Raw genomic sequence first — 25,586 nt, forward strand, 5'->3', positions numbered from 1 at the left:
GCCATGCGGGCGCGCAAGCTGAAGGGATCGGCCTCGGTGACGGGAACTCCGTCGACCCAGATCGTGCCGCCTTGCGGATCGTAGAAGCGCAGGAGCAGCTGCAGGATCGTGCTCTTGCCGGCTCCAGAGGGCCCGACGATGGCAACCCTTTCGCCGGAGCTCACGGTGAGGCTCAGGCCATGCAGAGCCCGCTGCTCGGAGCGGGTCGGATAGGCGAAATGCACATCCTTGAACGCCACCGTGCCGAGCGGCGGGTTCGGCAGGGGCTTCGGGTTGCGCGGCGCCTCGATGGCGGGCTTGGCGGCGAGGATCTCGCCCAAGCGCTCCGCCGCGCCGGCCGCCTGGGCGAGTTCGCCATAGACCTCCGAGAGCTGGCCGAGGGAGCTTGCGGCGAAGACCGCGTAGAGGACGAACTGCGACAGCCGACCGCCGGTCATTGTGCCGGCCAGCACGTCCTGCGCGCCGTACCAGAGCACGGCCACGACGCTGGCCGAGACCAGGAAGAGGCCGGCGCCCGTGAGGAACGCCCGCATGGTGGTGGAGAGCCGGGCCGCGCCGAACGCCTCCTCGGCGGCGGCGGCGAAGCGGGCCGCGGTGGCGCGTTCCATGCCGAAGGCCTGCATGGTGCGCACGGCCCCGATGGCCTCGGCCGCATAGGCCGAAGCGTCGGCCAGGCGATCCTGCGCCGCCCGCGACCGCCGCCGCACGGCGCGGCCCGAGAATACGAGGGGCAGGACGATGACCGGAATGGCGAGCAGCACGAGAGCCGAGAGCTTCGGGCTCGTGATGATCATGAGCACCGTCGCGCCCAGGAACAGGAACAGGTTGCGCAGCGCGATCGAGATGCTGACCCCGAAGGCCGCCTTGACCTGGGTGGTGTCGGCGGTGAGCCGCGAGACGATCTCGCCGCTCTTGGTCTGGTCGAAGAAAGCCGGATCGAGGGAGGTCAGGTGCCGGAACACGGCGGAGCGAAGGTCCGCCACCACCCGCTCGCCCAGCGTGATGACGCAATAATAGCGAAGCGCGCTCGCCAGGGCGAGCACGCCGACCACGCCGATCAGGAGGACGAAATAGGCATTGATGTAGTCGCGGCCCTGGTCCGAGAAGCCGAAATCGATCACCCGGCGCACGGCGATGGGGACCACCAGGGTGGCGGCAGAAGCCAGGGCGAGAGCCGCCAGCGCCGCGGCGATCCTGCCCTTGTAGGCGAGGCCGTAGGGAATGAGCGGTTTCAGAGCGCTGAGCGCGGCCTTGGAGCGGTCTTGGTCAGAGGGCAAATCGGCCATGTCAGCCTTCGTTGACGAAAATCACGGATCGGAGCTGCTTCCATTGGCATGGAATCAGACCTTTTCTCTTGAGCTGTCTCAATTTTCGACAGCGAACCGGGCTCACCTCGCCGAAAAGTGCTCTGGGACGGTTTAGCACCTTTGCCCCGGCTTGTTTCAACCACCTAAGTGAGGTATAGGCGCGCATTCATCAATTCAGGCTCGATCTCACATTGCGGGCTGACCAGACTTGGCTGGCCGCGAGAAGGACTATGGCAATGGCGCGCAAAGCAACCGAACATCCCGATTACCACTTCATCAAGGTGGTCATGACCAACGGCACCGAGTATCAGACCCGCTCGACCTACGGCAAAGAGGGCGACACCCTCAACCTCGACATCGACCCGAGCACCCATCCGGCCTGGACCGGCGGTTCGCAGCAGCTGCTCGACCGCGGCGGTCGCGTGTCGCGCTTCAACTCGCGCTTCGGCGGCCTGAGCCTCGGCACCAAGAAGTAATCGGGCAACTCGCGCCGATCATTTCACCCGGAATGCAAAAAGCCCCGCTCGAGCGGGGCTTTTTCGTTGCGTCCTACTCTGTCGGCCCGAATGCTTTCTGCAGCATGCCAAGCTGTGCCGCAATCGGATTGGGCGGCGCCTGGCGGGGGGCGGGTCCGGCCTCGGACATCAGCCGCTCCAGATGGAGGATCCGGGCGTGGAGGCGGGTCGCGAGGCCCATGAGGTCCCGCAGGCGCTCCGGAAGCGCCTCGTAATCCTCGATGCTCGTTTTGGTGTCCGACGAGTTCAACCGGACCCTGTTCTTCTCGTTCTGGGCCTGATCGGGAGAGATCTCCCCTTCGGCGACGGCCCGCTGCAGCAGGAGCCACGAGGCGATCTGCATCAGGCGGGTGGTGAGCCGCATGCTTTCGCTGGCATAGACGAGGCTCGTCTGGCGCTCCAGGTGGCGGGACTCCTCCCGCCCCGGACCGTCCAGATACGCGGCCGTCTCCTCGATCAGCTCCATGCCCTCCTGGAAGAGGGCCCTGAAGGCATCCGATCCCACGAAGCTCTGCCCGAACTGGACAGGATCGACACCAAGCTGGATCACGTCGGGCTCGTTCACGCGTCTCTCCCAAAGACCTGTCCTCCGCCGGGGCGAAGGGCTGCAACTCATGAGAGGATTATAGGACGGTCCGGTGAGACTTGCCTCGGTAACCTCTTCTTAAGGTTAAGTAGGCGCATCGTGCGAAAAAGTGGTTCCGGTTTTTCGCGTCAAAGATGCATCGGATGGGTCCCAAAGGTGCAAATCCACTTTCGGGTCCGATGCTCACAAAAATTGAGCCGCTCATGGCGGCTCTTGAAGTCTAACAGGGAAGCGTCAAACAGAGTGGGCCTCTGAGCCACTCGACATCCAGGGAGAGACCTGGATGCCTTATTCATGCTTGAAAATGGTTAATGCGCGGTTAAACGCCCTCAGGCCTGGCCGAGCTTGAAGAAGGCGCTTGCAGCCGCCAGGGAGCTTTCCTTCTTGGCCTTCGCCTCCTTGAGACGGGCGATCTCCCGCTCAAGCATGTCGAGCCGCTCATCGAGCTCATCGACGGAGAGCATCGACAGGTCCTGGCCGATTTCGTGTCCGCTGACGATACGCCGCGGTTCATCGGCGAAGGGATCGAGGGCCATGGCATTCTCCTCTTCAAGGTTGGTCGTCAGGTTAGTTCGGCATGCTTTCCTTGCCAACAGAGCCTATATCCCGGGAGAGTGTTGGCCAAAGGAGGGAAAAATGGGGCAGAGTCCGGACATGATGCGCGCCGTCGTTGCGGAAGGAAGCGGCGGACCCGAGGTCCTCAAGGTCGTGCAGCGCCCTGTTCCCGGGCCCGGAGACGGCGAAATCCTGGTGCGTGTGAAGGTCGCGGGGGTGAACCGCCCCGACGTGATCCAGCGCCAGGGCGGCTATCCGCCGCCGCCCGGAGCACCGGATATCCTCGGGCTCGAGATCGCCGGCGAGGTGGTGGCCGCAGGTCCCAGCGCAGGGCGTTTCTCCGTTGGCGAGCCCGTCATGGCCCTGGTGCCGGGCGGGGGCTATGCGGAATATGCCGTCGTTCACGAGAGCAACGCCCTGCCGGTTCCTCCTGGCCTGTCCTACGAGGAAGCGGGGGCAATTCCGGAAACCTATTTCACCGTCTGGACCAACGTGTTCGACCGGGGACGCCTCCAGGCCGGCGAGACCTTCCTGGTCCACGGCGGCACCTCCGGCATCGGCACCACGGCAATCCAGCTCGCCAAGGCCTACGGCGCCACGGTCATCGCCACGGCCGGAACCCAGGACAAATGCGACGCCTGCCTGCGGCTCGGCGCCGACGTGGCGGTCAATTACCGGAGCCAGGACTTCGTGGCGGCCACCAAGGAGGCCACCGGCGGCCGGGGTGCGGACCTGATCCTCGACATGGTGGGCGGCGACTACATTCCCCGCAACTACGACGCGGCCGCCCAGGACGGGCGGATCGTGCAGATCGCGTTTCTGCAAAGCCCCAAGGTCGAGGTCGATTTCCGCCGCCTCATGGTCAAGCGGCTCACCCACACGGGTTCGACCCTAAGGCCCCGCTCGCCGGCGGAAAAGGCGGTCATCGCCCGCGCGCTCGAGGACAAGGTCTGGCCACTGCTCGCGGAAGGACGCTGCCGGCCGGTGATGGATTCGACCTTTGCCTTCGAGGATGTGGCCAAGGCCCATGCCCGGATGGACGGGGGCGAGCATATCGGGAAGATCGTGCTGACCCTCTAGCGTCAGGGCGGAGCATTGGACCGGAAAATCTGAAATCAAATTGCGGGTCCGATGCTCAAAAGTTTGCAACATCGCGGCACGATCCCTATAATCACCCCGTTTCCCTCACAGCGTGAGACGAGATGCTCCGGTCCGCACCGGTTCGGAGCGCAAGAGAGTTTTGCCGTGCGGCGCCGAAATGTCCGGCGCCCGGCCTGAAGGAGGTTCGCTTACATGTCCCAGGGACCGCTGATGCCGAAGGCGACGGCCGTTTGGCTCGTCGAGAATACATCGCTGTCGTTCGATCAGATCGCCGACTTCTGCAAGCTCCACCCGCTCGAGGTGAAGGGCATTGCCGACGGCGAGGTGGCCGCGGGCATCAAGGGTGCCGACCCCATCTCCATGGGCCAGCTGACCCGCGAAGAGATCGAGAAGGCGCAAGAGAGCCCGACCCATCGCCTGCGCCTGGCCGAGTCGCGCGTGAAGCTGCCCGAGCAGAAGAAGATCAAGAAGGGCCCGCGCTACACCCCCGTGTCGCGCCGCCACGACCGCCCGAACGCGATCCTCTGGCTGGTGCGCAACCATCCGGAGCTCAAGGACGCGCAGATCATGCGGCTGGTGGGCACCACCAAGACCACGATCCAGCAGGTTCGCGAGCGCACCCACTGGAACTCAGCGAGCCTCACCCCCATGGACCCGGTGACCCTGGGCCTGTGCTCGCAGATCGACCTCGATTTCGAGGTGCAGCGCGCTGCCAAGGACCGTCCGCAGGTGGAATCCCAGGACCATGGCGGCACCCTGATGCCGGCGGAAGTCTCCACGGCCCCCGAGCGGCCCGCCGACCCCTTCGCCGACATGAGCCGCCCGAAGCCGGTTCAGGAAGAACACATCGACGTCAACTCCGTCTTCGCCAAGCTCAAGACGCTCAAGCGCGACGACGAAGACGAGGAATAAGTTTCACGCAAAAGGCCCGGAGCGATCCGGGCCTTTTTTGTTTCTGCCATACGGTCATCCCGGACGGAGCGCAGCGAAGATCCGGGATCGTTGAACGAGTGTGGCGCGGGAACCCTCATCCCCCTTGTGGGGAGGAGTTAGAGGTGAGGGTGTGAGCGATAGCCTACGCAGGTCTGGCGCCAGCACCCCCACCCTGCCCCTCTCCACAAGGGGGAGGGAAAAGCGCTCTATCCTGCACCCGATCCCGGATCGCCCGCGGCGTCCGGGATGACGCTGGAAACGTCAGCCCGCCAGCCCCCTCGCCTTGAGCACGTCCCCGATCTCCTCGAGAATGATCGGATCGTCGATGGTGGCGGGCGTGGTCCAGGGATCGCCGTCGGCGATCTTCTTCATGGTGCCGCGCAGGATCTTGCCCGAGCGGGTCTTGGGCAGGCGCGGTACGGTGATGGCGAGCTTAAAGGCCGCAACAGGCCCGATCTTCTCGCGCACGAGGCCGATGAGATCCTTCTCGATCTCCTCCGGCGTCTTCTGGACGCCGGATTTCAGCACCACGAAGCCGCAGGGCACCTCGCCCTTGAGGGCATCCTTCACGCCGATGACCGCGCACTCGGCAACCGCCGGATGGGAGGCCAGGACCTCCTCCATGCCGCCCGTCGATAGACGATGGCCCGCCACGTTGATGATGTCGTCCGTACGGCCCATGACCCAGACATAGCCGTCCTCGTCGATGTAGCCCGCATCCGAGGTGTTGTAGTAGCCGGGATAGACGGAGAGATAGGCATCCCTGAACCTCTCCTCCGCCTGCCAGAGCGTCGGCAGCGCCCCGGGCGGGAGCGGCAGCTTGATGACGATGGCCCCCATGGTGCTGGGGGCGACCTGCTTGCCGCCTTCGTCCAGCACCTGCACCGTGTAGCCGGGCAACGGCACCGTGGGGGAGCCGTGCTTGACCGGGAGCGCGCCGAGGCCGAGCGGATTGCCCACCACCGGCCAGCCTGTCTCCGTCTGCCACCAATGGTCGATGACCGGAACCTGCAGGATGTCCTCCGCCCATTTCACCGTGTCGGGATCCGCCCGCTCGCCGGCGAGGAACAGGGCGCGGAAGGCCGAGAGATCGTATGCCTTCAGGAGCTCCGCCCCGGGATCCTCCTTCTTGATCGCCCGGAAGGCGGTCGGCGCCGTGAACAGGGTCACGACCCCATGGTCGGCAATCACCCGCCAATAGGCGCCCGCATCGGGCGTGCCCACGGGCTTGCCCTCGTAGAGAATGGCCGTGCAGCCGTGCAGCAGCGGGCCGTAGACGATGTAGGAATGGCCGACCACCCAGCCCACGTCGGAAGCGGCCCAGAACACCTCGCCGGGCTTCACGCCGAAAAAGTTCTCCATGGACCATTTCAGCGCAACCATGTGGCCGCCGTTGTCGCGCACGACGCCCTTGGGTCTCCCGGTGGTGCCGGAGGTGTAGAGCACATAGAGCGGATCGGTGGAGGCCACCGGCACGCACTCGGCCTGCTTGCCCGACTGACGGGCATTGGCGACCGCCTTCTGCCAATCCTGATCGCGGCCCTCGACCAGCGACGCTTCGCATTGCGGCCGCTGGTAGACGAGACAGGCATCGGGCTTGGACGCGGAGAGCGTGATCGCCTCGTCCAGGAGCGGCTTGTAGGGGATGGTGCGGGCGCCCTCGATGCCGCAGGAGGCCGAGAGGATCGCCTTCGGCTTTGCATCGTCGATGCGGGTGGCGAGTTCCTTGGCGGCAAAGCCCCCGAACACCACAGAGTGGATGGCGCCGATACGGGCGCAGGCGAGCATGGCGAAGGCCGCCTCGGGGATCATGGGCATGTAGATGACGACGCGGTCACCTTTTTGGACACCCATGTCCTGGAGGACGGCGGCGAGCGTTGCCACCTCGTCGCGCAGCTCGGCATAGGAAATGCTGCGTTTGGAGTTGGTGACCGGGCTGTCGTAGATGATCGCCGCCTGGTCCCCGCGGGTTGCCGCATGCCGGTCGACGGCGTTGTAGCAGGTGTTGCAGACCGCCCCGGTGAACCACGTGCCATAGGCGCCCAACATGGCGTCGAAGATCTTGTCGGCAGGCTTGATCCAGTCGATCTCCCGCGCGGCTTCCGCCCAGAACCCTTCCGGATCGGCTTTCCAGCCGGCATAGACCTCATGATAGCGGCTTTGGGTCGATGACATGGCGCTCCCCGTTGCGTTCACGGCATGGGACTTCGAATGGCTGCTGTGGTAGCAGGCAGCAGCGTCGGGGTCAGCGGAGACTTTCGGCGATCCGACTTTCGGCGAGTTCCCGTGTGATCACCGATCCTCTCTTCTATGCCGCGGCGATTCCAGCCGTGACGCTCCTGGGCTTGGCCAAAGGCGGCTTCTCGGGCCTCGGCATGCTCTCCCTGCCGCTCATGGCGCTGGTGGTCTCGCCCGTTCAGGCGGCGGCCATCACCCTGCCGATCCTGATCGTGCAGGACGTGGTCTCGGTCTGGGCCTACCGCTACGCGTGGGACCGGCGCAACGTCGTCATTCTGGTCGTAGGCGCCATCTTGGGCATTCTCACCGGCTACCTCCTGGCAGCCCAGGTGTCCGATGCGGCGATCAAGCTCGCCGTCGGGTTGATCTCCATCGCCTTCGCGATCCGCCGCCTGGTGCTGGAGCGGGGCGGACGGGAGCCGAAGGCGACGTCCGCCGACCTGCCGCGCGGGATGTTCTGGGGCTGGGTGACGGGCTTCACCAGCATGATCGCCCATGCGGGCGGCCCGCCCTTCCAGATTTACGTGATGCCCCAGCGCCTCCCGCGGGACGTCTTCGTCGGCACGGGCGCAGTCGTGTTCGCGCTGATCAACTGGATCAAGGTGCCGCCCTATCTGGCGCTGGGCCAATTCACGGCCGAGAACATGGCGACCGCCGGGGCCCTCTTTCCCGTGGCGATTGCCTCCACCTGGGCCGGGGTGCTGCTGGTGCGGCGCGTTTCCGGCCAACTCTTCTATACGGCTGTCTATGTGCTGCTGGTCTTCGTGGGAGCCAAGCTCGTCTATGACGGAGCCCAGGCGCTTCTCTGAAGCAACCAAGCAAAAAGCCGCCGCTTCGAATGAAGCGACGGCTTCCTGAGGGTGGGAATATTGAGGAAATGCGCGGCTAATGCACCGCCGATTCGGAGCTTCTCAGTCGTGAAATCTCGTCCTTGAGCTGAAGCTTCCTTCGTTTGAGTTCTGCCAATCTCATATCATCTGCCGATGGTCTGTTGAGGGTATCCTGGATCTCGCGCTCGAGAGCCCGATGCTTGCGCTCCAGTTCCGACAGGTGATTCTGCAGTGGCATGTCAGTTCCTCCTATTGTGTTGACTGACACGAACAGTGTGGCATCCCGAGTGTGGCGAGTCGAAGGCAAAATTCGCAAAATCGAGAGTAGAAGATGCTCGGATGATCTTGCCCTCCACAGACCCGCAGAGCATACTTCCGCCCCTCTTGGCCCGGCATCCGAGATGGCTTGGCGTTCTGGATATTTTCAATGACCGAATTGGCTGAACTGGAAGCGGAATTGGCCCGCCTCAAGCAGGAACACCGCGATCTCGACATGGCGATCGACGCCCTGGAGAGCATGGTCGCCGGCGACCAGCTCCAAGTCCAGCGCCTGAAGAAGCGCAAGCTCTCCCTCAAGGACCAGATCATCCGGCTGGAAGATCAGCTCACCCCTGACATCATCGCCTGAGAATTCTAACCTTTAGGCCCGCATCGCCCTTGCCTGCCAGGGGAGCCTTCGCTATTCGGGCTTGATACCGAAGGCCCTGAAGCCGGAGCCACGCCATGGCGGGAACCCCCATTGCCATCATCATGGGCAGCCAGTCCGACTGGGCCACCATGCGCCATGCCGCCGAAACCCTGGACGCCCTGGGCATTCCTTACGACGCCCGCATCGTCTCCGCCCACCGCACCCCGGACCGGCTCTATGCCTTCGCCAAGACCGCCAAGGCCGACGGCTTTCAGGTGATCATCGCGGGCGCCGGGGGCGCGGCGCACCTTCCAGGCATGACCGCCGCCATGACCCCCCTGCCGGTCTTCGGCGTGCCGGTGGAATCCAAGGCGCTCTCGGGTCAGGACAGCCTGCTCTCCATCGTCCAGATGCCGGCCGGCATCCCCGTGGGGACGCTCGCCATTGGCCGGGCCGGAGCCGTCAATGCGGCGCTCCTCGCCGCCGCCGTGCTTGCCCTTCACGATACTTCGCTCGCCGAACGTCTCGACGCATGGCGCACGCGCCAGAGCGACAGCGTCGCCGAGCGCCCCTCCGATGAAAGCTGACCTGCCCATGATCCGCCCCGGCTGCACCCTCGGCATTCTCGGCGGCGGTCAGCTCGGGCGCATGATCGCCATGGCGGCGGCCCAGCTGGGCCTCAGAACCCATGTCTATGCCCCTGACGACAACAGCCCGGCCTTCGAGGTGGCGGCCGAGTGCACCATCGCGGCTTACGAGGACGAGGCCAGCCTTGTGCGCTTCGCCAAGGCCGTGGACGTGGTGACGTACGAATTCGAGAACGTGCCGAGCGAGACCGCCGCGATCTTAAGCACCCACACCCTGCTCGCGCCCAACGCCCAGGCGCTGGCCGTGTCGCAGGACCGGTTCCTGGAGAAGAGCTTCATCGCGGGGCTCGGCATCGACGTTGCTCCCTTCGCGACCTTCTCGGACGAGGCCGAGCTCGCCGAGGCCCTGGAGCGCATCGGCCGGCCCGCCGTGCTCAAGACCCGGCGCTTCGGGTATGACGGCAAGGGTCAGGTGATGATCCGGCCAGAGACCGATCCCGTCGCCGCTTGGGCGGAGATCGGCCGCGCCTCCTCCATCGTCGAAGGCTTCGTGCCTTTCGAGCGGGAAGTTTCGGTGGTTGCCGCCCGCGCCGCCTCCGGGGCGTTCGCGGCTTACGATCTCTGCGCCAACGAGCACAGTCACCACATCCTCGACACCACCCGGGTCCCAGCCGGGGTCTCCCGGGAGACGGAGGAACAGGCTGTCCGCATCGCCCGCTCCATCGCGGATGCCCTGGACTACGTGGGCGTGCTCGCCGTGGAGATGTTCCTGGTCACGGAAGGTGGGGGCGAGCGCCTCGTGGTGAACGAGATCGCCCCGCGGGTGCACAACTCGGGCCACTGGACCCTGGGCGGCGCCGTGACGTCGCAGTTCGAGCAGCATGTGCGGGCCGTCTGCGGCTGGCCGCTCGGCGCCACCGCCCGCCTCGGCCGGGTCGAGATGAAGAACCTGATCGGGCACGACGCGGATGCCTGGGAGGAGATCCTGGGCGAGCCGGGCGCGCATCTGCACCTCTACGGCAAGGCCGAGGCGCGGGCAGGCCGCAAGATGGGGCATGTAACGCGGGTCTTTCCGGAGCGGGACTGAACCTTTTTCGGACCCGGCCGTTGTTTCTCTGGCCCGGCGCTTTTCTTGAGAGGCAACCCTGGACAGGCAAGGCTTCTTCTGATACTGACGCCGGCCAGATAGAGGTGCGCCTGACGCGCCTCCTTTGTTTTTTATCACAATCGAAACGGTTCAAATACGAGGAATTCGCGTGCAGGTTCTTGTCCGGGATAACAACGTCGATCAGGCGCTCCGCGCTCTCAAGAAGAAGATGCAGCGTGAGGGTATCTTCCGCGAGATGAAGCTTCGCGGCCATTACGAGAAGCCGTCTGAGAAGAAGGCCCGCGAGAAGGCTGAGGCCGTTCGCCGCGCCCGCAAGCTGATCCGCAAGCGCATGCAGCGCGAAGGCCTGCTGCCTTCGAAGCCGCGCCCGACGACCCGCTAAGCCTTTCAGGCCCTCCGGGGCTTGGACTTTCGGTTGTGAAACAGCGCCCGACGCGCGAGCGGGGCGCTGTTTGCATGTCTGGGGTCCCGCTTGCTGCGACCCAATGCTCCGCCACGCTGCGAATTCTCCCGTGAAACGCCTTTTTGATGCCTTGTTTCACGGCTGTTAAGAATTTCCCGCCAGAGTGCCGCCTCCTGGTACCGAGTAAGAAGCTGGAGACGAACGTGTTCGCCCCATCGATCCGCCGTTTTGCCCCCCTGAGCCTGACCCTGGTTGCCCTTGGCCTGTCCGCCTGCGGCACGACGAGCAGCGGCCCTGCCCAGCGCATCGCCGTGGTGGAAGAGGACACGCAGGGCACGAGCACGGTCAATATCTCGTCCCTCTCCGACGTGATCCAGCGCAACCCGAACGATCCGAGCGCCTACAACACCCGCGGGGCGGCTTACGCCCGGGTGGGCAATTACAGCAGCGCGATGGCCGACTTCACCAAGGCGGTGCAGCTCGACCCTAACTACGCGCCGGCCTATTCCAACCGGGCGCTCGCCCTGCGTCAGACGAACCGCAACGACCAGGCGCTCGCGGACTTCACCCGGGCGATCCAGGCCGATCCGAATTACGGCCCGGCCTATATCGGCCGCGCCAATCTCTATCGCGCCCAGAACCAGTTCCAGGAAGCCCTCAGCGACCTGAACACGGCCACCCGCCTCCTGCCCGAATCGGCCGAGGCCCTGCATTCCCGCGGCCTGCTCTATCAGCGCCAGGGCATGCACCAGCAGGCGATCCTCGACTTCGACGCCACCATCGACCGCAACCCCTTCGTGGGCGCGCCTTATGCCGCCCGCGGCCAGAGCTTCGTGGCCACGAACCAGTACGACAAGGCCATCGAGGACTTCAACGCAGCCCTCAACGTCGACCCCAAGGATGCCAATTCCTGGGCGTGGCGCGGGGTGGCCATGGAGCGCAAGGGCGACAAGAGCCAGGCCCTCGAGAGCTATTCCCGGGCTCTCACCATCGACAACGGCAACACCGTCGCCCGCCAGGGCTCGTCCCGCCTGCAGGGCGGCGTCGCCGGCCTGTTCCGCTCTTAAAATGCTTCGGAGCGCGGCGGCATGAACCCCGCCCCTCCCCTGCAGACGATCTCCGACATCGAACGGCTTCTCGAAGCGCATGCAGCCTCGCATGCGCTTCTTTTGCATGTGGAGAGCCTCGGGCTTCCCGATGCCTGGATCGGCGCAGGCTTCATCCGCAACAGCGTCTGGGACATGCTGCATGGGCGAGAGATCGACGTAGCACGGCTCTCGGATGTGGATGTGCTCTTCTTCGATCCTGTCGAGAGGAGCAAGGAGCGGGAGGCCGAGATCGAATGCCAGTTGCGCATCCTGGCGCCCGGCATTCCCTGGTCCGTGAAGAACCAGGCGCGCATGCACCTGCGCAATGGCGATGCGCCCTACCGAGACACGGCCGACGCCGTAGCTCATTGGGCAGAGACCGCAACGGCCGTCGCGGCGCGATCAGTCAGGGGTAAGGTGAAAGTTATGGCACCCTATGGTGTCGACGACCTCATGAACCTGATCGTGCGACCGACGCCGGTTTTCGGGCACAAGATCGACATCTATTGCGAACGAGTCATGGCGAAGGATTGGCCCGCCCGCTGGCCGAGGCTGATCATGCTGATGTCATGGGAGACGGCCTATCCGGCGCCTCACAGCTCCTTCGACAGGATCGACACGTAGGGCTCGAAGCCGAAGGCGCGGTAGGTGCGCTCGGCCCGCTCGTTGGCCACGAGAGCCCCGATGACGAGGCGCTTGTGGCCGGCCTCCTTCGTCAGGCGCTCGGCCTCGTTCAGCAGCATCTGGCCGATGCCGCGTGCGCGCCAGTCGCTGTGCACGATCAGGTCCGTCACCGTGCCGTGGTTGCGCACATCGTCGATCACGTAGGCCGCGTCCTGATCGAGCGAGAAGCCCATGGCGGCAACGACGATCCCCTCCGCCTCCGCCAGGATGATGCGGCCGTTGCGGCGGGACAGGCGCTGCATCAGTTCGTCGTAGTATTCCTCGGCAGCCGCGTAATCGCGCCGACGGTCGCCGACGAGATCGGCCTCGAAGACATTGAGCTGGTGGATCAGCTCGACAACGGTGCCCCGGTCGGCGGGAAGAGCGGTGCGAAGGGTGATGGAAGGCATGGGAAGTCCGGGCAAAGCGCGACAGAGACGGCGTTAAAGCAGATTTCGGGCCCTCCGTCATCGCTTCCCGGCATGCACCACTGTCATTCCGGGGCGGCTCACATGAGCCGAGCCCGGCATCCATAAACACGACAGCTTTAAGTAAGGCGCTTCGGAAGCCTCTGCGTCCTATCCCATATCGTCAGCGGCTATGGATTCCGGGCTCCGCTGCGCGGCCCCGGAATGACAGCGGAAGTGGCGAGCTCAAACAAAACGCCCGGCACGAAGGCCGGGCATTGAGCATTCAACTGACCGCAGGATCAGAGGTTCTTGAGGATCTCGTCGACCACCTTCTTGGCATCGCCGAAGAGCATCATGGTGTTGTCGCGGAAGAACAGCTCGTTTTCCACGCCCGCATAGCCGGAACCCATGCCGCGCTTGATGAACAGCACGGTCTTGGCCCGCTCCACGTCGAGGATCGGCATGCCGAAGATCGGCGAGGCCGGGTCGGTCTTGGCGGCCGGGTTGGTCACGTCGTTGGCGCCGATGACGAAGGCGACATCTGCTTGCGCAAACTCGCCGTTGATGTCCTCGAGTTCGAACACCTCGTCGTAAGGCACGTTGGCCTCCGCGAGCAGCACGTTCATGTGGCCGGGCATGCGGCCCGCCACCGGGTGAATGGCGTACTTCACCTCGACGCCCTCGGCCTTCAGCTCATCGGCCATCTCGCGCAGGGCATGCTGCGCCTGGGCCACCGCCATGCCGTAGCCCGGCACGATGATGACCTTGGCAGCGTTCTTCATGATAAAGGCCGCATCGTCCGCCGATCCCTGCTTCACCGGCCGGGTCTCGACCGCGCCGCCGGCCGCAGCCCCTGCGGTCTCGCCGCCGAAGCCGCCGAGGATCACCGAGATGAAGGAGCGGTTCATGCCCTTGCACATAATGTAGGACAGGATTGCACCCGAGGAGCCCACCAGCGCGCCGGTGATGATGAGCGCAAGGTTGCCGAGGGTGAAGCCGATGCCCGCCGCCGCCCAGCCCGAATAGGAGTTGAGCATCGACACCACCACCGGCATGTCGGCGCCGCCGATGGGGATGATGAGCGTGACGCCGAGCACGAAGGACACCAGCACGATCAGCCAGAAGGCCGCGTGGCTCTCGGTGCGGATGAAGGCGACCAGCAGCACCAGCAGTAGCAGGCCGAGGCCGATGTTGATGAGATGGCGGCTCGGCAGCATGATCGGCTTGCCCGACATGCGGCCGTCAAGCTTCAAGAACGCGATGATGGAGCCGGTGAAGGTGATGGCGCCGATGGCGACACCGAGCGCCATCTCGAACAGCGAGCCGCCGTGGATGGTGCCCTCCGCACCGATGCCGAAGGCCTGCGGGGCATAGAGCGCACCCGCCGCCACGAGCACGGCGGCCAGACCCACCAGGGAGTGGAAGGCGGCAACGAGCTGGGGCATGGCCGTCATGGGCACGCGCCGGGCGATCACCGCGCCGATGCCGCCACCGATAGCCAACCCTAGGATCACCAGCGCCCAGCCGCCGAAGCCGCTCGGGGGCGACACGAACAGGGTGGTGAGGATGGCGATCCCCATGCCCACCATGCCGTAGAGGTTGCCCTGCCGGGAGGTGGTGGGGTGCGACAGGCCCCGCAGGGCCAGGATGAACAGGACGCCCGAGACGAGGTAGAGGATCGAGGCTAGATTGGCCGACATCGCCTCATCCCTTCTTGCGGTACATGGCAAGCATGCGCTGGGTCACCAGGAAGCCGCCGAAGATGTTGATGCTTGCCAGGATGAGGCCGATGAAGCCGAGCGCCCGGGCCCAGATCGGGCCCTCGCCGAGGCTGGGGGCCACGTTGACGCCCACCGCCAGGACGGCACCCACCACGATGACCGACGAGATGGCGTTGGTGACCGACATGAGCGGCGTGTGCAGCGCCGGGGTCACCTGCCAGACCACGTAATAGCCGACGAAGATCGCCAGCACGAAGATGGCCAGGCGAAACACCGTGGGGTCCACCGCCCCGTGGGTGACAACTGCTGCGGCATGGCCTGCCGTGTCGGCCAGCTGGTCGGCGATGCTCTGGGCCGATTCAGCAGCGCGGCGGGCGGCCTCGGCCGCCGCTCGGGCCTGCTCGACAGCCTGTTCGGGCGTGAGTGCCATGATGTCCTCCCCTGGACGGTTTAAGCGGTCGGCTGGAAGGCGGTGTGAACGATGGCGCCGTCGCGGGTCAGGCAGGTGGCCTTGACCAGCTCGTCGTCCCATTTCACGGCCAGTTCCTTGGTGTCCTTGTTCACCAGCGTCTCGACGAAGGCGTAGAGGTTCTTCGCGTAGAGGCTGGAGGCCGTGGCGGCGAGGCGCCCGGGGACGTTGAGGTGGCCCACGATCTTCACGCCGTTATGGTCCACAATCTCTCCGGCCTGAGCCAGCTCGACATTGCCGCCGCGCTCCACCGCCAGGTCGACGATCACGGAGCCCGGCTTCATGGACTCGACCATGGCCCGGGTGATGAGCTTCGGGGCCGGGCGGCCGGGGATCAGGGCCGTGGTGATCACGATATCCTGCTTAGCGATGTGGGAGGCGACCAGCTCGGCCTGCTTGGCCCGGTACTCGGCCGACATCTCCTTGGCATAGCCGCCGGCGGTCTCGGCCTGCTTGAACTCCTCGTCCTCGACCGCGATGAACTTGGCGCCCAGGCTCTCCACCTGTTCTTTGGCGGCGGGGCGCACGTCCGTGGCGGTGACCACCGCGCCGAGGCGGCGGGCGGTGGCGACGGCCTGGAGGCCCGCGACGCCTGCGCCCATGATGAAGATGCGGGCAGCCGGCACGGTGCCGGCCGCGGTCATCATCATGGGGATCGCACGGCCGTATTCGGCGGTGGCGTCGACGACGGCGCGATAACCGGCGAGATTGGCCTGGGAGGACAGCACGTCCATCACCTGCGCACGAGTGATGCGGGGCATCAGCTCCATGGAGAAGGCCGAGACCTTGGCGTCCGCAAGGGCTTTGAGGGCCTCGTCCTGGCCGTAGGGATCCATGATGGCGATGACGAGGGCGCCGGGCTTGGCACCGGACAACTCACCCTCGGCAGGGCGGCGGACCTTCAGAATGACGTCGGCATCCTTGAGGGCGTCGGTTGCATTCGCCGCCACCGAGGCGCCTGCGGTCTCGAAATCGGCATCGGGGATGCCGGCCTTGGCGCCGGCGCCTGCCTGGACGACAACGTCCGCGCCGAGCGTCTTGTACTTCTTGACCGTCTCAGGGGTGGCGGAAACACGGGTCTCCGCTCCATCGGTTTCGGAGAGAACGGCAATCCGCATTTTAGCCCCCCTGCGATCTGTTCAATGGCTTGAGATCAAGCTCTTGTCTCGTATGGTGGAAACTCCCGCTGCTCAGTAGAAGACGAGCGCCAGGAGGAGAAGAACGCCGACCGCTGCGGGAGCCCGCACTCCAATGGAGGGAGCCATGGCCCCAAGCCCGCCAGCGGCCAGAGAGAGGACGACGCCGAAGATCGCCGTCAGCCAAGCGTGCTTGATGCCGCCGACGGCCAGCGCGAGGACGTGGCAGATGACGACAGCTGTCGCGATTTCAGCAAACTGAATGAATCCGTTGTAGGTCGCTTCATGAGCGCGGCCGTCCATATCCGGACTATAGCCCCCATGCGGCGCATGTTTTGTATCGGCCATGATTCAAAGCCCTGTTTGAGCGTCACGTGTTAATTGCTGCGTTTAACGCATGCGGTGAGGAGCCGCAATCTTTCCAATGGCTCCCGGCGAAAACTTTATCAATGTTTCGTGGAATTATTGGATCCCCAGGAATTCGCGCCATTGGGGCAGGCACACCGTTTCGTAATCGTATTTCGCAACGGCGATTCGCCGGGCCTCTGCGGCCATGGCGGCGGACTTGTCCTTCTCGGCCAAGGTTTCGCGCACGCGCTCGGCCAGGGCCTTTTCGTCGAAGAAGGGGAAGAGACGGCCGTTGACCCCATCCTGAATGATCTCGCGCACCGGCTCCGTGTCGGAGGCCACGATCCGGCACTCGAGCGCCATGGATTCGATGGACGACCAGGACAGCACGAAGGGATAGGTCATGTAGACATGAGCCGAGGAGACCTGCAGCACTTTCACGAACTGGTCGTAGGGCAGGTTCCCGACGAAATGGACCCGGGACCAGTCCACCGGCCGCTCGATCCTGGACTTGAACACATCGAACCATGACTGCCCGCCTGGGGCGGAACCCGAATAGCTGGTGCCCTTCCCGCCGATGATCACCACCCGAAGCTCGGGGTCGATGTCCAGGAGGTACGGAAGGCTCTTGAAGACCACATGGGCGCCCCGCATCGGCTCGATGTTGCGGGTGACATAGGTCACAACAGGTTTCTGGCGGGTGAGCGGCGGTCCGTCCTGGCCGAGCCTGATCCGGACGTTCCGGTCCGGGACGAGGCGCTTGGTGTCGATGCCGTCATGAATGATGGCGAGCCGGTCGCGCAGATATTCCGGGAAGGTGTCGCGCTGGTACCGGGTCGGAGCCACCGCCAGGTCGGCGGCATCCAGGGCGCCGAGCTGCATGGAGTTCTTGAGCCGCAGGCGCCAGATCACCTCCTCGTTGGTGACCGGAAACTCGGGATCGAAGTCGAGGTCCTGCCCCTTGGCGTGGTAATAATACTCGAAGTAAGCCACGTGGCGGGCCTTCGGCCAGATATCCTTCAGGAACAGGTTCTCGCCCCAGCCCGTGTTGACCACGACCACGTCCGGTTCGAAGCCTTGGCTAGCAAGCGCCTTGGCCCTGTGCGCGACGCCGTAGGCTCGGCGCAGGCGCGGAATCACGGGAGAATAGCGGTTCTGATAGGGCGCATCCTCAGGCCCCGGCACGGCCTCGTAGGAGAAGTACTTCACGCCGGGAATGGAGCATTGCTTGACCATCCCCAATCCCACGACCTCATGCCCCTCGGCGAAGGACCCGGCCAGGCGCAGGAACTGACCCGGAAAATTCTGGTGAACGAAAGCGATCTTCATCGGCTGCCCCCTCAAGCCTTTTGCGAGCCCTGGGGCTCGCAAAAGGCTTCGAGTGTTCTTGTCTGGTCGCATTTTCCACGGCGAACCGGAATCCACTTCGCCTGAAAATGCTCTTACCTAACGTCATGCCCTAAAGCCGAACGGCGCAAGATGCAACTTCATCACATGGGTTTTGGTAAACCGGAAGCTGCCAGGACCTCCCCCTGCCTCTGCTCCAGCTTTTCCAGGGAGAACCGCTCGATCTCGTTCTCGAACAGGTGGTGATAGTTCAGCTCGGCCTTGAGGTGCAGGAAGACGGCGCCCAGGCCGACGGCCGCCCGGTCCATGAACACGAACTCGCGCGGCACCGTCACAGGTCCCTTCTCCTTCAGGGCCTTGTGCACCTCGAAGGCCTGCCGGCGGCCGTACTCTCCGGGCTTGACCCCATCGGCCACGGTGCGAACCCGGTCGTCGAGGAGCGGGGCATAGATGAAGCGGGCCCAGATGTTGAGGATGTCGATCAGCTCGTTCGACAGGCTCTTGAAGCCCCAGGTCTCGTAGGCGTGGACGATCCGGGCGCGGTCGTCGGTCTGAAGGCCCCGGTAGAGATCGACCACGCCGCCCACGAAGCGCGGGTGGAAGATGCGGATGCAGCCATAGTCGAGGAGGTTGATGCCCCTCGCTTCCCCGTCCTCCGAGAAGACCGTGTAGTTGCCGAGATGCGGGTCGCCATGGATCACGGCCGCATGGCTGAAGGGGTGCCACCAGGCCTTGAACATGGCCACCGCCAGCCGGTTGCGGATCTCGACCGGCGCCTCGGTGAAGCCGAGGATCTTGTCGCCCTCGAGCCACTCGAGGGACAGGAGCCGCTTGGTGGACAGCTTCGGATGGACCCGCGGCACCCGGACCTCGCCTATATCGGACAGGGTCTGGGCATAGAGCGCCGCGTGCTTGGCCTCGCGCTCATAGTCGAGCTCCTCGCGCACCCGCTCGCCGATCTCCTTGGCGATCTCGCGGGTATCGATGGCCGGGTCCATGCGCCGATGGAGGGCGAAAACCCATTCGAGCTGGCTCAGATCCGCCTCGACGGCCGATTGCATGTCCGGATACTGGAGCTTGCAGGCGAGCGCCTCGCCGTCCTTCGTGGTCGCCCGGTGCACCTGGCCGAGGGAGGCGGCGGCCGAGGGGTTGAGCTCGAAGGAGCCGAACCGGCTCTGCCATTGCGCGCCAAGCTCCGCCTGCATCCGCCTTTTCACGAAGGCCGCACCCATGGGCGGCGCCTCGCTCTGGAGCTTCTGCAGCTCGGCGGCGTATTCCGGCGGGATGAGGTCGGGGATGGTGGCGAGCAACTGCGCCACCTTCATGATCGGCCCTTTCAGGCCGCCAAGGGCTTGCGCCAGCACCGCCGCGTTGGAGGCATCGCGATCCTCGCCTCCGAACAGGCGCGACCCCGCCATGCGGGCTGCGACTCCGCCCATATTGGCACCGACTCTGGCATAGCGGGCAGCGCGCGCGGAGAAGCGGTTCGCTTCGTTGTCATGGTCGGCCATGGATCAGGTTCTTCCCGAATATAAAAGTGCGGCTATCGGCGGTCTGCCCCATGCAGACTGCCTCGACGTTGCGCCACAGCAAGCACCCTGACGGCTCATTCGGCCCGACATCAGGAGCTCATTGTCAGGCGCCCTGCTCCATCGCCTCGAGCTCGCCGATCAGCCGCTCGATCATCGACAGGCCGATCTGCCAGAAGGACGGATCGCTCGCATCGAGGCCGAAGGGGGCAAGAAGCTCGGAATAATGCTTGGTGCCGCCGGCCGAGAGGAGCGCGAAGTAGCGGTCCACGAAGCCCTCGTTGGAGCGCTCGTAGACGCCGTAGAGCGAGTTCACCAGGCAATCGCCGAAGGCATAGGCATAGACGTAGAACGGCGAGTGGATGAAGTGCGGAATGTAGGTCCAATAGCTCTCGTAGCCCGGACCGAGGCGGATCGCCGGGCCTAAGCTCTCGTCCTGCACGGACATCCAGAGCTCGCAGAGCTTGTCCGCCGTCAGCTCACCGTTGCGGCGCTCCAGATGGACCTTGCGCTCGAAGGCGTAGAAGGCGATCTGGCGCACCACCGTGTTGATCATGTCCTCAACCTTGGCGGCCAGCATCGCCTTGCGCTGCACCGGGTTGGTGGTCTGGTCGAGGAGGCGGCGGAAGGTGAGCATCTCGCCGAAGACGGAGGCCGTCTCGGCCAGCGTCAGGGGCGTTGGGGCCATGAGGGCGCCGTTGGGCCCGGCCATGACCTGATGCACCCCATGGCCGAGCTCGTGGGCCAGCGTCATCACATCCCGCGGCTTGCCCTGATAGTTCAGGAGCACGTAGGGGTGGGCGGACGGCACCGTCGGGTGGGCAAAGGCGCCCGGCGCCTTGCCGGGACGCGTAGGGGCGTCGATCCAGCCCTCGTCGAAGAAGCGGCGCGCGATGTCGGCCATGCGCGGCGAGAAGGCGGAATAGGCGGACAGCACCGTGTCCCGCGCCTCGTTCCAGGAAATGGTGCGCTGCTCGACCTTCGGCAGGGGCGCATTGCGGTCCCAATGGTCGAGCTTGTCCTTGCCGAACCACCGGGCCTTCAGGGCATAGTAGCGGTGTGACAGGCGCGGATAGGCCTCGCGCACGGCGGACACCATGGCCTCCACCACCTCGCGCTCGACCCGGTTCGCCAAGTGGCGGGAATCGGCCACATCCTCGAAGCCGCGCCAGCGATCGGAGATTTCCTTGTCCTTGGCCAGCGTGTTGGTGATGAGCGTGAAGGTGCGAAGATTGGCCTTGAAGGTTTTGGCCAGCGCGTCGGAGGCGTCTTTGCGCAAGCTCTCGTCCGCGTCCTGCAGCTTGTTGAGCGTCGGCTCGATGGGCAGCTCCTCGCCGCGCACATTGAAGCGTAAGGAAGCCATGGTCTCGTCGAACAGGCGGTTCCAGGCCGAGCGTCCGGTGACGGACTTCTCGTGGAAGAGCTGCTCGATCCGGTCGTCGAGCTGGAAGGGCTTGTCCTTGCGCAGGTCCTCGATCCATGGCCTGTAATGCCGGAGCGGCTCCTCGCCCATGGCCCTGTCGAGAATCCCGTCCTCGATACGGTTAAGCTCGAGCGAGAAGAAGAGCAGTTCGGTCGACGCGGCGGTGAGGCGCTCCTGCGTGTCGCCGTAGAACTTGGCCCGGACCGGATCAGTGGTGTCGCCGGAATAGACGAGACCCGCATACGACATGATGCGCCCGAGGAGATCCTCCAGGGCCTCATAGCGCTTGACGACCTCGCTCAGGGCCTGAGAGGCGCCCTCGCCCCGTGCCATGGCATCGAGCTTGCCGCGATGGTCCGCAGCAAAGGCCTTGCACTCGGCCTCCGCCTTGGCGAGATCGCGCTTGAACTCCTCGCTGTCCATGCCGGGATAGAGGTGGGACAGGTTCCATTCGGGCAGCATGCCGAGTTCGGTCTGAGCCGCGCCGGAGGACAAGGGGTGATGCAGGGAGGACGTTGTCTGAGAGGTCACGGGCGAAGGCCTGTCGGAGATCGAGGGTCAGAGGTACTGCACACATATTGGCCGCCGGCCTATCCGTATCAACCCGTGCCGGACGGTCACAAATCGCGGAAGCGGCCCCTGGTTGAGCCTTCTTGCCCGGCCGAATCTCCAACAATCGCATTGCGTATTCAGCAAGGACGCATCGACATCCCACCGGTTCAGGCGCTTGCCCATAAGTCTTGGGCATAGCCGGAGACAAGGGCAGCTCAAGACCCGCTCCACACGCTTTACTGATGATTAACCTTTCCGGCGAAAGGCGGATGCCCGCCAATCCGGAGGCGCGCACAACTGGCTCTGCACGCCTTTGATTTCAAGGACATACGCCTGCCATCCCGCAGCGGACCGGCATCCCGTCCGGGCAACTCTTTACAGAAAATTGAAATAACTTGGCCTAGACGATGAAGCCGCATGACGTTTTGCGCGTTAAGCGTAACAGACGTGTGCCCGCACACTGACGAAATTCATTTGATGGAGGATTCCTTAGTCCTCCACCTTCATTGCGACGAGGAGCATGGTCATGCGTGGGTTGCGCAAGACTGCCATTTGGCTTGGTCTCATCGGGTCGGTTTCTCTCCTGCCTCTCGTCGCTTCGGCGGACGACATCGCCATCAGCCAACAATCCGATCGGGTCGAGCCGGCCATTGCTGAAAGCCCGACGCAGCCATCCTTTCACGATGTCGCAATCCAGGATGCTTCTGCACCGAAGGACATCGCTTCTCCGGCGATCCCGCTGACCGAGCCGGCGCCCGTTTCCATCGAAGCTGCGGATCTGAAGGCTGCTCCCGCCATCGAGATTCCCTTGCCTGACGCAGCTCCCGTCACGGCCCTCATGCAGACCGATATCGTCCGCATGGCGGTGGAGGGCCTGTTCGCCGACGATGCGGCCATGCGCGAACTGCGCGTGGGCACCAGGGATCGCGAGGCTCTGGCCGCCTATTACGCACAGGCCGAGCGCCCGCTGGTATGGTCGCAGGACGGGGCCTGGACACGGGCCGCCCAGGCCGCCATGGAGCGCCTGAAGGCTGCGGACGAGGACGGTCTCGATCCCACCGACTACGTCCCGCGAGATGCGGGACTGCGCAGAGATGCGCCCCTTGCGCAATGGGCCAGGGCCGATGTGAAGCTCTCCCTGTTCGTGATCCGCTATGCCCGCGATGCCCGAGGCGCCCGCATCGATCTTGCGCGCCTCTCGCCCCTCGTGACGCCGAAGCTCGCGATGCCGGAGATCGGCGAGGTGCTGAGCAAGGTTGCCTCGGCGAAAGATGCCGGCGCGGCGCTGGCGGCCTACAATCCGCCGCATGCGGGCTATAGGGCCTTGCGGGAGCGGCTGGTGCAGCTGCGTGAAAACCATCCCTCCCAGCCCAGCGTGCGCCTTCCCATGGGGCCGATCCTGCGGGTGGGCATGAAGGATCCGCGCGTGCCCCTGATCCGCGCGCGGTTTAATCTGGCCAAGGATTCCGACAACCAGACCGTCTACGACGAGCGCGTGGCCTCCGCGGTGGCGGCCTTCCAGAAGGAACGAGGTTTGCCGGATACGGGCGTGCTCAACGCCCAGACGGTGGCGGCGCTCTCCGGCCCGTCCGTCGCGCAGCGCGAATCCGAGATCATCGCCAACATGGAGCGCTGGCGCTGGCTGCCGGCGGACCTGGGCGACCGGCACATCGCCGTGAACGTGCCCGAATACCGTCTGCGTCTGAAGGAAGGCCGCAACGTGGTCCACGAGACCCGCGTGATCGTCGGCAAGGAGCAGTCGCAGACGCCGATCTTCTCCGAGAACATGAAGTATCTGGTGGTGAACCCGTCCTGGACGATCCCACCGTCCATCATGAAGAAGGAGATTCTGCCGGCACTTGCCAACGACCCGAGCTATGCGGCGCGCAAGGGCTACAAGGTCATCCGCAAAGGCAATCAGATCTCGGTGCAGCAGCCTCCGGGCGAGCGCAATGCGCTGGGCTACGTGAAGTTCATGTTCCCCAACCAGCATGCGGTCTATCTGCACGACACGCCGAACCGCAACCTCTTCTCCGCCAGCAAGCGTGCCTTCAGCCATGGCTGCGTGCGCGTCGACAAGCCCTTCGAGCTCGCAGAAGAGATCATGGGCCGGGACGGCAAGTGGACCGAGCAGAAGCTGCGGGGCCTTATCGGCAAGGGCGAGCGCTACGTGCACCTCACGGATCCCCTGCCGGTGCATCTGACCTACTTCACCCTCTCGGTCGACGAGAAGGGCGAGTTGAGGCGTTTCGAGGATATCTATGGCCTCGACCGCAAGGTCCGGGCTGCCCTGAACCTGTCAGAATGATCCCGTCTTAGAGCCGTTTTTCGGCGCCTTTCCTTCTCTCACTTAACGGGAACGTAACCGTCTTCGGCAAAGATCCTTTCACTATAAGGATCGCTGCATCCACGGATGCCACCCGGTAAAGACGAGTATCACAGTGAGAGTATTGCGTAAGGACCGCCTCGCGTCTCGCGTCGGCATTGGTCTTGCGGCCTTTCTGGCCGTCATGGTGAGCGGAGTGCGCGGCACGCAGGATGCCGTGGCCAACGGCGATACCCGCACACTGACCTTTTACCATAACAACACCAAGGAAACCCTCACCGTCACCTTCCGGCGCAACGGGCAGTACGATTCGGCCGCCCTGCAGCAGCTCAACTGGTTCCTGCGCGACTGGCGGCGCGCCGAGTCGACCCGCATGGACCCGCGCCTGTTCGACACAGTGTGGGAGGTCTATCGGGAAGCGGGATCCGATGCACCCGTTCACGTGAACTCGGCCTACCGCTCGCCCCAGACCAATTCCATGCTCCGGCGGCGCTCCAGCGCAGTGGCGAAGAACAGCCAGCACATGCAGGGCAAGGCGATGGACTTCTACCTGCCCGACGTGTCCGCCTCCCGCGTGCGGGCCATCGGCATGCGGCTCCAGAACGGCGGCGTCGGCTATTATCCCAACGCCTATACGCCCTTCATCCACCTTGATGTGGGCAGCGTGCGCGCCTGGCCGCGCATGACCCGGTCCCAACTCGCCAGCATCTTCCCCGACGGGAAGACCGTTCATATCCCAGCCGACGGCGGACCCATGCCCGGTTATGAGGAGGCCCGCGCTGAAGTGCTGGCCAAGGGCGGCACGGTGGCCGGCTACACGGCTTACGCGGATGCGGAGGAAGCCGTCGCGACCCAGCCGCGCCGCAAGAGCTTCTGGGCCACCCTGTTCGGTGGTGGCGACGACGAGGACGAGGATGCGGAGGAGATCCGCGTCGCCTCGCGGCCGGGCCGGGCGCTCATCGCCTCCCGCCAGCAGCCGTCGCAGGCGGACAATTATGCGAGCGATTCCAACTCGTCGGTCTATGCGGCCCTGCAATCCTACGGAAATCCGGCACCGGCGGCACGCCGCGCGCCCGTGGCGGTCCAGCCGCGGCCCGAACCGCCTGCCCCGACAGTCGTAGCCTCCATGGCACCCGCCCTGCGCGAGGACCTGACACCGCCTGCGCCACCCCCGCTGCCTCCGACCCGAATCAACGGAGCGCCGAGCACGGTCCAGACCGCGTCCGGCCCGTCCCTGGCCTGGCAGCAGGGCCCCGGCGCCTCGGAGATGTCCATCGCCAAGGGCATGGCCTTCGCGCCGATGCCGCCCCGGCGACCCGACTCGGATGAGACGGGCGTCGAGGCTCTCGGCGGCGCCGTCGCCCTGGCCTATGCGCCGCTTCCCCCGGCCCGTCCGGGCTCGCTTTCGGCCACGAACCCGATTCCGGTTCTGGCTGACCTGCGCGGCACGACGAGTGCGGCAATCACCACCGCTGCGGCTCCCCTGCCCCCGCCGCGCCCGGATCTGCGGCCAATCCAGGTTGCCGCGGCGGCTCCAGTGGATATCCCGGTCGCCACGACCGGCTCGACGTCCAAGGACACCAAGCCGATCAAGGTCCAGCCTGATGCTCCAACCAAGGCTTCGGCAACTGCAGCGAAAGAGCCGCCTGCCACGGCGCTCACGGCCCTCATGGCGGCGGAGCCCAGCCTGCACATGGGGTTCTCAAAGAAGCCGGTGGCCGATCTGACGACGAACCGGTTCACGGGACCGGCCGTCAAGCCACTGAAGGTCGTGCAATAAGAA

25 protein-coding genes are annotated in these 25,586 nt (G+C 65.0%); 12 read left to right on the top strand and 13 right to left on the bottom strand.

Annotation, left to right across the window (positions count from 1 at the left end; genetic code table 11):
* Positions 1 to 1,286 (bottom strand): ABC transporter transmembrane domain-containing protein (locus MA07_RS19240; RefSeq protein ID WP_036354974.1); only part of this gene is annotated, 1,286 nt, incomplete at its 3' end.
* A 257-nt stretch (positions 1,287 to 1,543) separates the two neighbouring features.
* Here MA07_RS19240 and rpmE point away from each other — a divergent pair.
* Positions 1,544 to 1,783, top strand: coding sequence for a 50S ribosomal protein L31 (gene rpmE, locus MA07_RS19245; protein ID WP_081929053.1), 240 nt, complete (start codon positions 1,544 to 1,546; stop codon positions 1,781 to 1,783).
* A 73-nt stretch (positions 1,784 to 1,856) separates the two neighbouring features.
* On the opposite strand, the gene MA07_RS19250 is transcribed toward rpmE, so the two are convergent.
* Positions 1,857 to 2,387, bottom strand: coding sequence for a DUF1465 family protein (locus MA07_RS19250; RefSeq protein ID WP_036354980.1), 531 nt, complete (start codon positions 2,385 to 2,387; stop codon positions 1,857 to 1,859).
* A 350-nt stretch (positions 2,388 to 2,737) separates the two neighbouring features.
* On the bottom strand, positions 2,738 to 2,944 hold the full coding sequence (locus tag MA07_RS19255; RefSeq protein WP_036354983.1) for a DUF1192 domain-containing protein: 207 nt from the start codon (positions 2,942 to 2,944) through the stop codon (positions 2,738 to 2,740).
* A 100-nt stretch (positions 2,945 to 3,044) separates the two neighbouring features.
* Here MA07_RS19255 and MA07_RS19260 point away from each other — a divergent pair, with 100 nt between their 5' ends.
* Together MA07_RS19260 and MA07_RS19265 are read left to right on the top strand one after the other, a co-directional pair.
* Positions 3,045 to 4,043, top strand: coding sequence for an NAD(P)H-quinone oxidoreductase (locus tag MA07_RS19260; protein WP_036354985.1), 999 nt, complete (start codon positions 3,045 to 3,047; stop codon positions 4,041 to 4,043).
* A 213-nt stretch (positions 4,044 to 4,256) separates the two neighbouring features.
* On the top strand, positions 4,257 to 4,976 hold the full coding sequence (locus MA07_RS19265) for a cell cycle transcriptional regulator TrcR (RefSeq protein ID WP_036354988.1): 720 nt from the start codon (positions 4,257 to 4,259) through the stop codon (positions 4,974 to 4,976).
* A 282-nt stretch (positions 4,977 to 5,258) separates the two neighbouring features.
* On the opposite strand, the gene MA07_RS19270 is transcribed toward MA07_RS19265, so the two are convergent.
* Positions 5,259 to 7,172, bottom strand: a complete 1,914-nt coding sequence (locus tag MA07_RS19270) for a propionyl-CoA synthetase (protein ID WP_036354990.1) — start codon at positions 7,170 to 7,172, stop codon at positions 5,259 to 5,261.
* Positions 7,173 to 7,285: 113 nt separating this feature from the next.
* Between MA07_RS19270 and MA07_RS19275 the strand changes: the two genes are divergently transcribed.
* Positions 7,286 to 8,044 (top strand): sulfite exporter TauE/SafE family protein, encoded by a 759-nt coding sequence (locus tag MA07_RS19275; RefSeq protein ID WP_036354993.1) that lies wholly within the window; start codon positions 7,286 to 7,288, stop codon positions 8,042 to 8,044.
* A 76-nt stretch (positions 8,045 to 8,120) separates the two neighbouring features.
* Here MA07_RS19275 and MA07_RS19280 read toward each other — a convergent pair whose 3' ends face one another.
* Positions 8,121 to 8,303, bottom strand: coding sequence for a DUF465 domain-containing protein (locus MA07_RS19280; protein WP_036354997.1), 183 nt, complete (start codon positions 8,301 to 8,303; stop codon positions 8,121 to 8,123).
* Between the two features lie 189 nt (positions 8,304 to 8,492).
* Here MA07_RS19280 and MA07_RS19285 point away from each other — a divergent pair, with 189 nt between their 5' ends.
* The 6 genes from MA07_RS19285 (at position 8,493) to MA07_RS19310 (ending at position 12,503) form a co-directional block, all read left to right on the top strand.
* Entirely contained in the window at positions 8,493 to 8,693 is a 201-nt protein-coding gene (locus MA07_RS19285; RefSeq protein WP_036355000.1) for a DUF465 domain-containing protein, read from the top strand.
* 95 nt (positions 8,694 to 8,788) lie between these two features.
* Positions 8,789 to 9,280: a 5-(carboxyamino)imidazole ribonucleotide mutase gene (gene purE, locus MA07_RS19290; protein WP_036355004.1), complete on the top strand. Its 492-nt coding sequence runs from the start codon at positions 8,789 to 8,791 to the stop codon at positions 9,278 to 9,280.
* On the top strand, positions 9,270 to 10,367 hold the full coding sequence (locus MA07_RS19295; protein WP_036355006.1) for a 5-(carboxyamino)imidazole ribonucleotide synthase: 1,098 nt from the start codon (positions 9,270 to 9,272) through the stop codon (positions 10,365 to 10,367). Before purE ends, MA07_RS19295 begins: the two co-directional genes overlap by 11 nt.
* Before the next feature lie 169 nt (positions 10,368 to 10,536).
* The gene (gene rpsU / locus MA07_RS19300) at positions 10,537 to 10,770 is read left to right on the top strand and encodes a 30S ribosomal protein S21 (protein ID WP_036355008.1); all 234 of its coding nucleotides are present in this window, start codon (positions 10,537 to 10,539) and stop codon (positions 10,768 to 10,770) included.
* Between the two features lie 269 nt (positions 10,771 to 11,039).
* Positions 11,040 to 11,858, top strand: a complete 819-nt coding sequence (locus tag MA07_RS19305) for a tetratricopeptide repeat protein (protein WP_244445298.1) — start codon at positions 11,040 to 11,042, stop codon at positions 11,856 to 11,858.
* 21 nt (positions 11,859 to 11,879) lie between these two features.
* The gene (locus tag MA07_RS19310; protein WP_081929049.1) at positions 11,880 to 12,503 is read left to right on the top strand and encodes a nucleotidyltransferase family protein; all 624 of its coding nucleotides are present in this window, start codon (positions 11,880 to 11,882) and stop codon (positions 12,501 to 12,503) included.
* Here MA07_RS19310 and MA07_RS27985 read toward each other — a convergent pair.
* From MA07_RS27985 to MA07_RS19350, 8 genes are all read right to left on the bottom strand, one after another.
* Positions 12,473 to 12,952, bottom strand: coding sequence for a GNAT family N-acetyltransferase (locus tag MA07_RS27985; protein WP_152568934.1), 480 nt, complete (start codon positions 12,950 to 12,952; stop codon positions 12,473 to 12,475). The two genes, MA07_RS19310 and MA07_RS27985, sit on opposite strands and share 31 nt — an antisense overlap.
* 299 nt (positions 12,953 to 13,251) lie before the next feature.
* Entirely contained in the window at positions 13,252 to 14,652 is a 1,401-nt protein-coding gene (locus MA07_RS19320) for an NAD(P)(+) transhydrogenase (Re/Si-specific) subunit beta (protein ID WP_036355011.1), read from the bottom strand.
* 4 nt (positions 14,653 to 14,656) lie between these two features.
* Complete coding sequence (locus tag MA07_RS19325; protein WP_036355015.1) at positions 14,657 to 15,103, bottom strand: proton-translocating transhydrogenase family protein; 447 nt, start codon at positions 15,101 to 15,103, stop codon at positions 14,657 to 14,659.
* Positions 15,104 to 15,123: 20 nt separating this feature from the next.
* Positions 15,124 to 16,260, bottom strand: a complete 1,137-nt coding sequence (locus MA07_RS19330; RefSeq protein ID WP_036355017.1) for a Re/Si-specific NAD(P)(+) transhydrogenase subunit alpha — start codon at positions 16,258 to 16,260, stop codon at positions 15,124 to 15,126.
* 72 nt (positions 16,261 to 16,332) lie between these two features.
* Complete coding sequence (locus MA07_RS19335; RefSeq protein ID WP_036355020.1) at positions 16,333 to 16,626, bottom strand: aa3-type cytochrome c oxidase subunit IV; 294 nt, start codon at positions 16,624 to 16,626, stop codon at positions 16,333 to 16,335.
* Between the two features lie 114 nt (positions 16,627 to 16,740).
* Positions 16,741 to 17,955, bottom strand: coding sequence for a glycosyltransferase (locus MA07_RS19340; RefSeq protein ID WP_036355023.1), 1,215 nt, complete (start codon positions 17,953 to 17,955; stop codon positions 16,741 to 16,743).
* 161 nt (positions 17,956 to 18,116) lie between these two features.
* The gene (locus MA07_RS19345) at positions 18,117 to 19,484 is read right to left on the bottom strand and encodes an AarF/UbiB family protein (RefSeq protein ID WP_036355026.1); all 1,368 of its coding nucleotides are present in this window, start codon (positions 19,482 to 19,484) and stop codon (positions 18,117 to 18,119) included.
* A 124-nt stretch (positions 19,485 to 19,608) separates the two neighbouring features.
* On the bottom strand, positions 19,609 to 21,387 hold the full coding sequence (locus MA07_RS19350) for a M3 family oligoendopeptidase (protein WP_244445299.1): 1,779 nt from the start codon (positions 21,385 to 21,387) through the stop codon (positions 19,609 to 19,611).
* Between the two features lie 616 nt (positions 21,388 to 22,003).
* On the opposite strand from MA07_RS19350, the gene MA07_RS19355 reads away from it, so the two are divergent.
* Together MA07_RS19355 and MA07_RS19360 are read left to right on the top strand one after the other, a co-directional pair.
* Complete coding sequence (locus MA07_RS19355) at positions 22,004 to 23,785, top strand: L,D-transpeptidase family protein (RefSeq protein ID WP_052003337.1); 1,782 nt, start codon at positions 22,004 to 22,006, stop codon at positions 23,783 to 23,785.
* 133 nt (positions 23,786 to 23,918) lie between these two features.
* Positions 23,919 to 25,583 (top strand): DUF882 domain-containing protein, encoded by a 1,665-nt coding sequence (locus MA07_RS19360; RefSeq protein ID WP_244445294.1) that lies wholly within the window; start codon positions 23,919 to 23,921, stop codon positions 25,581 to 25,583.
* Positions 25,584 to 25,586 lie beyond the last annotated feature (3 nt).

Source organism: Microvirga sp. BSC39, from assembly GCF_000739015.1.
Lineage (GTDB): Bacteria > Pseudomonadota > Alphaproteobacteria > Rhizobiales > Beijerinckiaceae > Microvirga.

Excerpts from the sequence above, each read along its gene's own strand:
- MA07_RS19330 (WP_036355017.1), bottom strand. The coding sequence starts at position 16,260 with ATGCGGATTGCCGTTCTCTCCGAAACCGATGGAGCGGAGACCCGTGTT.
- MA07_RS19325 (WP_036355015.1), bottom strand. The coding sequence starts at position 15,103 with ATGGCACTCACGCCCGAACAGGCTGTCGAGCAGGCCCGAGCGGCGGCC.
- MA07_RS19355 (WP_052003337.1), top strand. The coding sequence starts at position 22,004 with ATGCGTGGGTTGCGCAAGACTGCCATTTGGCTTGGTCTCATCGGGTCG.
- MA07_RS19270 (WP_036354990.1), bottom strand. The coding sequence starts at position 7,172 with ATGTCATCGACCCAAAGCCGCTATCATGAGGTCTATGCCGGCTGGAAA.
- MA07_RS19280 (WP_036354997.1), bottom strand. The coding sequence starts at position 8,303 with ATGCCACTGCAGAATCACCTGTCGGAACTGGAGCGCAAGCATCGGGCT.
- MA07_RS19345 (WP_036355026.1), bottom strand. The coding sequence starts at position 19,484 with ATGGCCGACCATGACAACGAAGCGAACCGCTTCTCCGCGCGCGCTGCC.
- MA07_RS19310 (WP_081929049.1), top strand. The coding sequence starts at position 11,880 with ATGAACCCCGCCCCTCCCCTGCAGACGATCTCCGACATCGAACGGCTT.
- MA07_RS19255 (WP_036354983.1), bottom strand. The coding sequence starts at position 2,944 with ATGGCCCTCGATCCCTTCGCCGATGAACCGCGGCGTATCGTCAGCGGA.
- MA07_RS19350 (WP_244445299.1), bottom strand. The coding sequence starts at position 21,387 with ATGCTGCCCGAATGGAACCTGTCCCACCTCTATCCCGGCATGGACAGC.
- rpmE (WP_081929053.1), top strand. The coding sequence starts at position 1,544 with ATGGCGCGCAAAGCAACCGAACATCCCGATTACCACTTCATCAAGGTG.
- MA07_RS27985 (WP_152568934.1), bottom strand. The coding sequence starts at position 12,952 with ATGCCTTCCATCACCCTTCGCACCGCTCTTCCCGCCGACCGGGGCACC.
- MA07_RS19340 (WP_036355023.1), bottom strand. The coding sequence starts at position 17,955 with ATGAAGATCGCTTTCGTTCACCAGAATTTTCCGGGTCAGTTCCTGCGC.
- MA07_RS19265 (WP_036354988.1), top strand. The coding sequence starts at position 4,257 with ATGTCCCAGGGACCGCTGATGCCGAAGGCGACGGCCGTTTGGCTCGTC.
- purE (WP_036355004.1), top strand. The coding sequence starts at position 8,789 with ATGGCGGGAACCCCCATTGCCATCATCATGGGCAGCCAGTCCGACTGG.
- MA07_RS19295 (WP_036355006.1), top strand. The coding sequence starts at position 9,270 with ATGAAAGCTGACCTGCCCATGATCCGCCCCGGCTGCACCCTCGGCATT.
- MA07_RS19260 (WP_036354985.1), top strand. The coding sequence starts at position 3,045 with ATGGGGCAGAGTCCGGACATGATGCGCGCCGTCGTTGCGGAAGGAAGC.
- MA07_RS19320 (WP_036355011.1), bottom strand. The coding sequence starts at position 14,652 with ATGTCGGCCAATCTAGCCTCGATCCTCTACCTCGTCTCGGGCGTCCTG.
- MA07_RS19335 (WP_036355020.1), bottom strand. The coding sequence starts at position 16,626 with ATGGCCGATACAAAACATGCGCCGCATGGGGGCTATAGTCCGGATATG.
- MA07_RS19285 (WP_036355000.1), top strand. The coding sequence starts at position 8,493 with ATGACCGAATTGGCTGAACTGGAAGCGGAATTGGCCCGCCTCAAGCAG.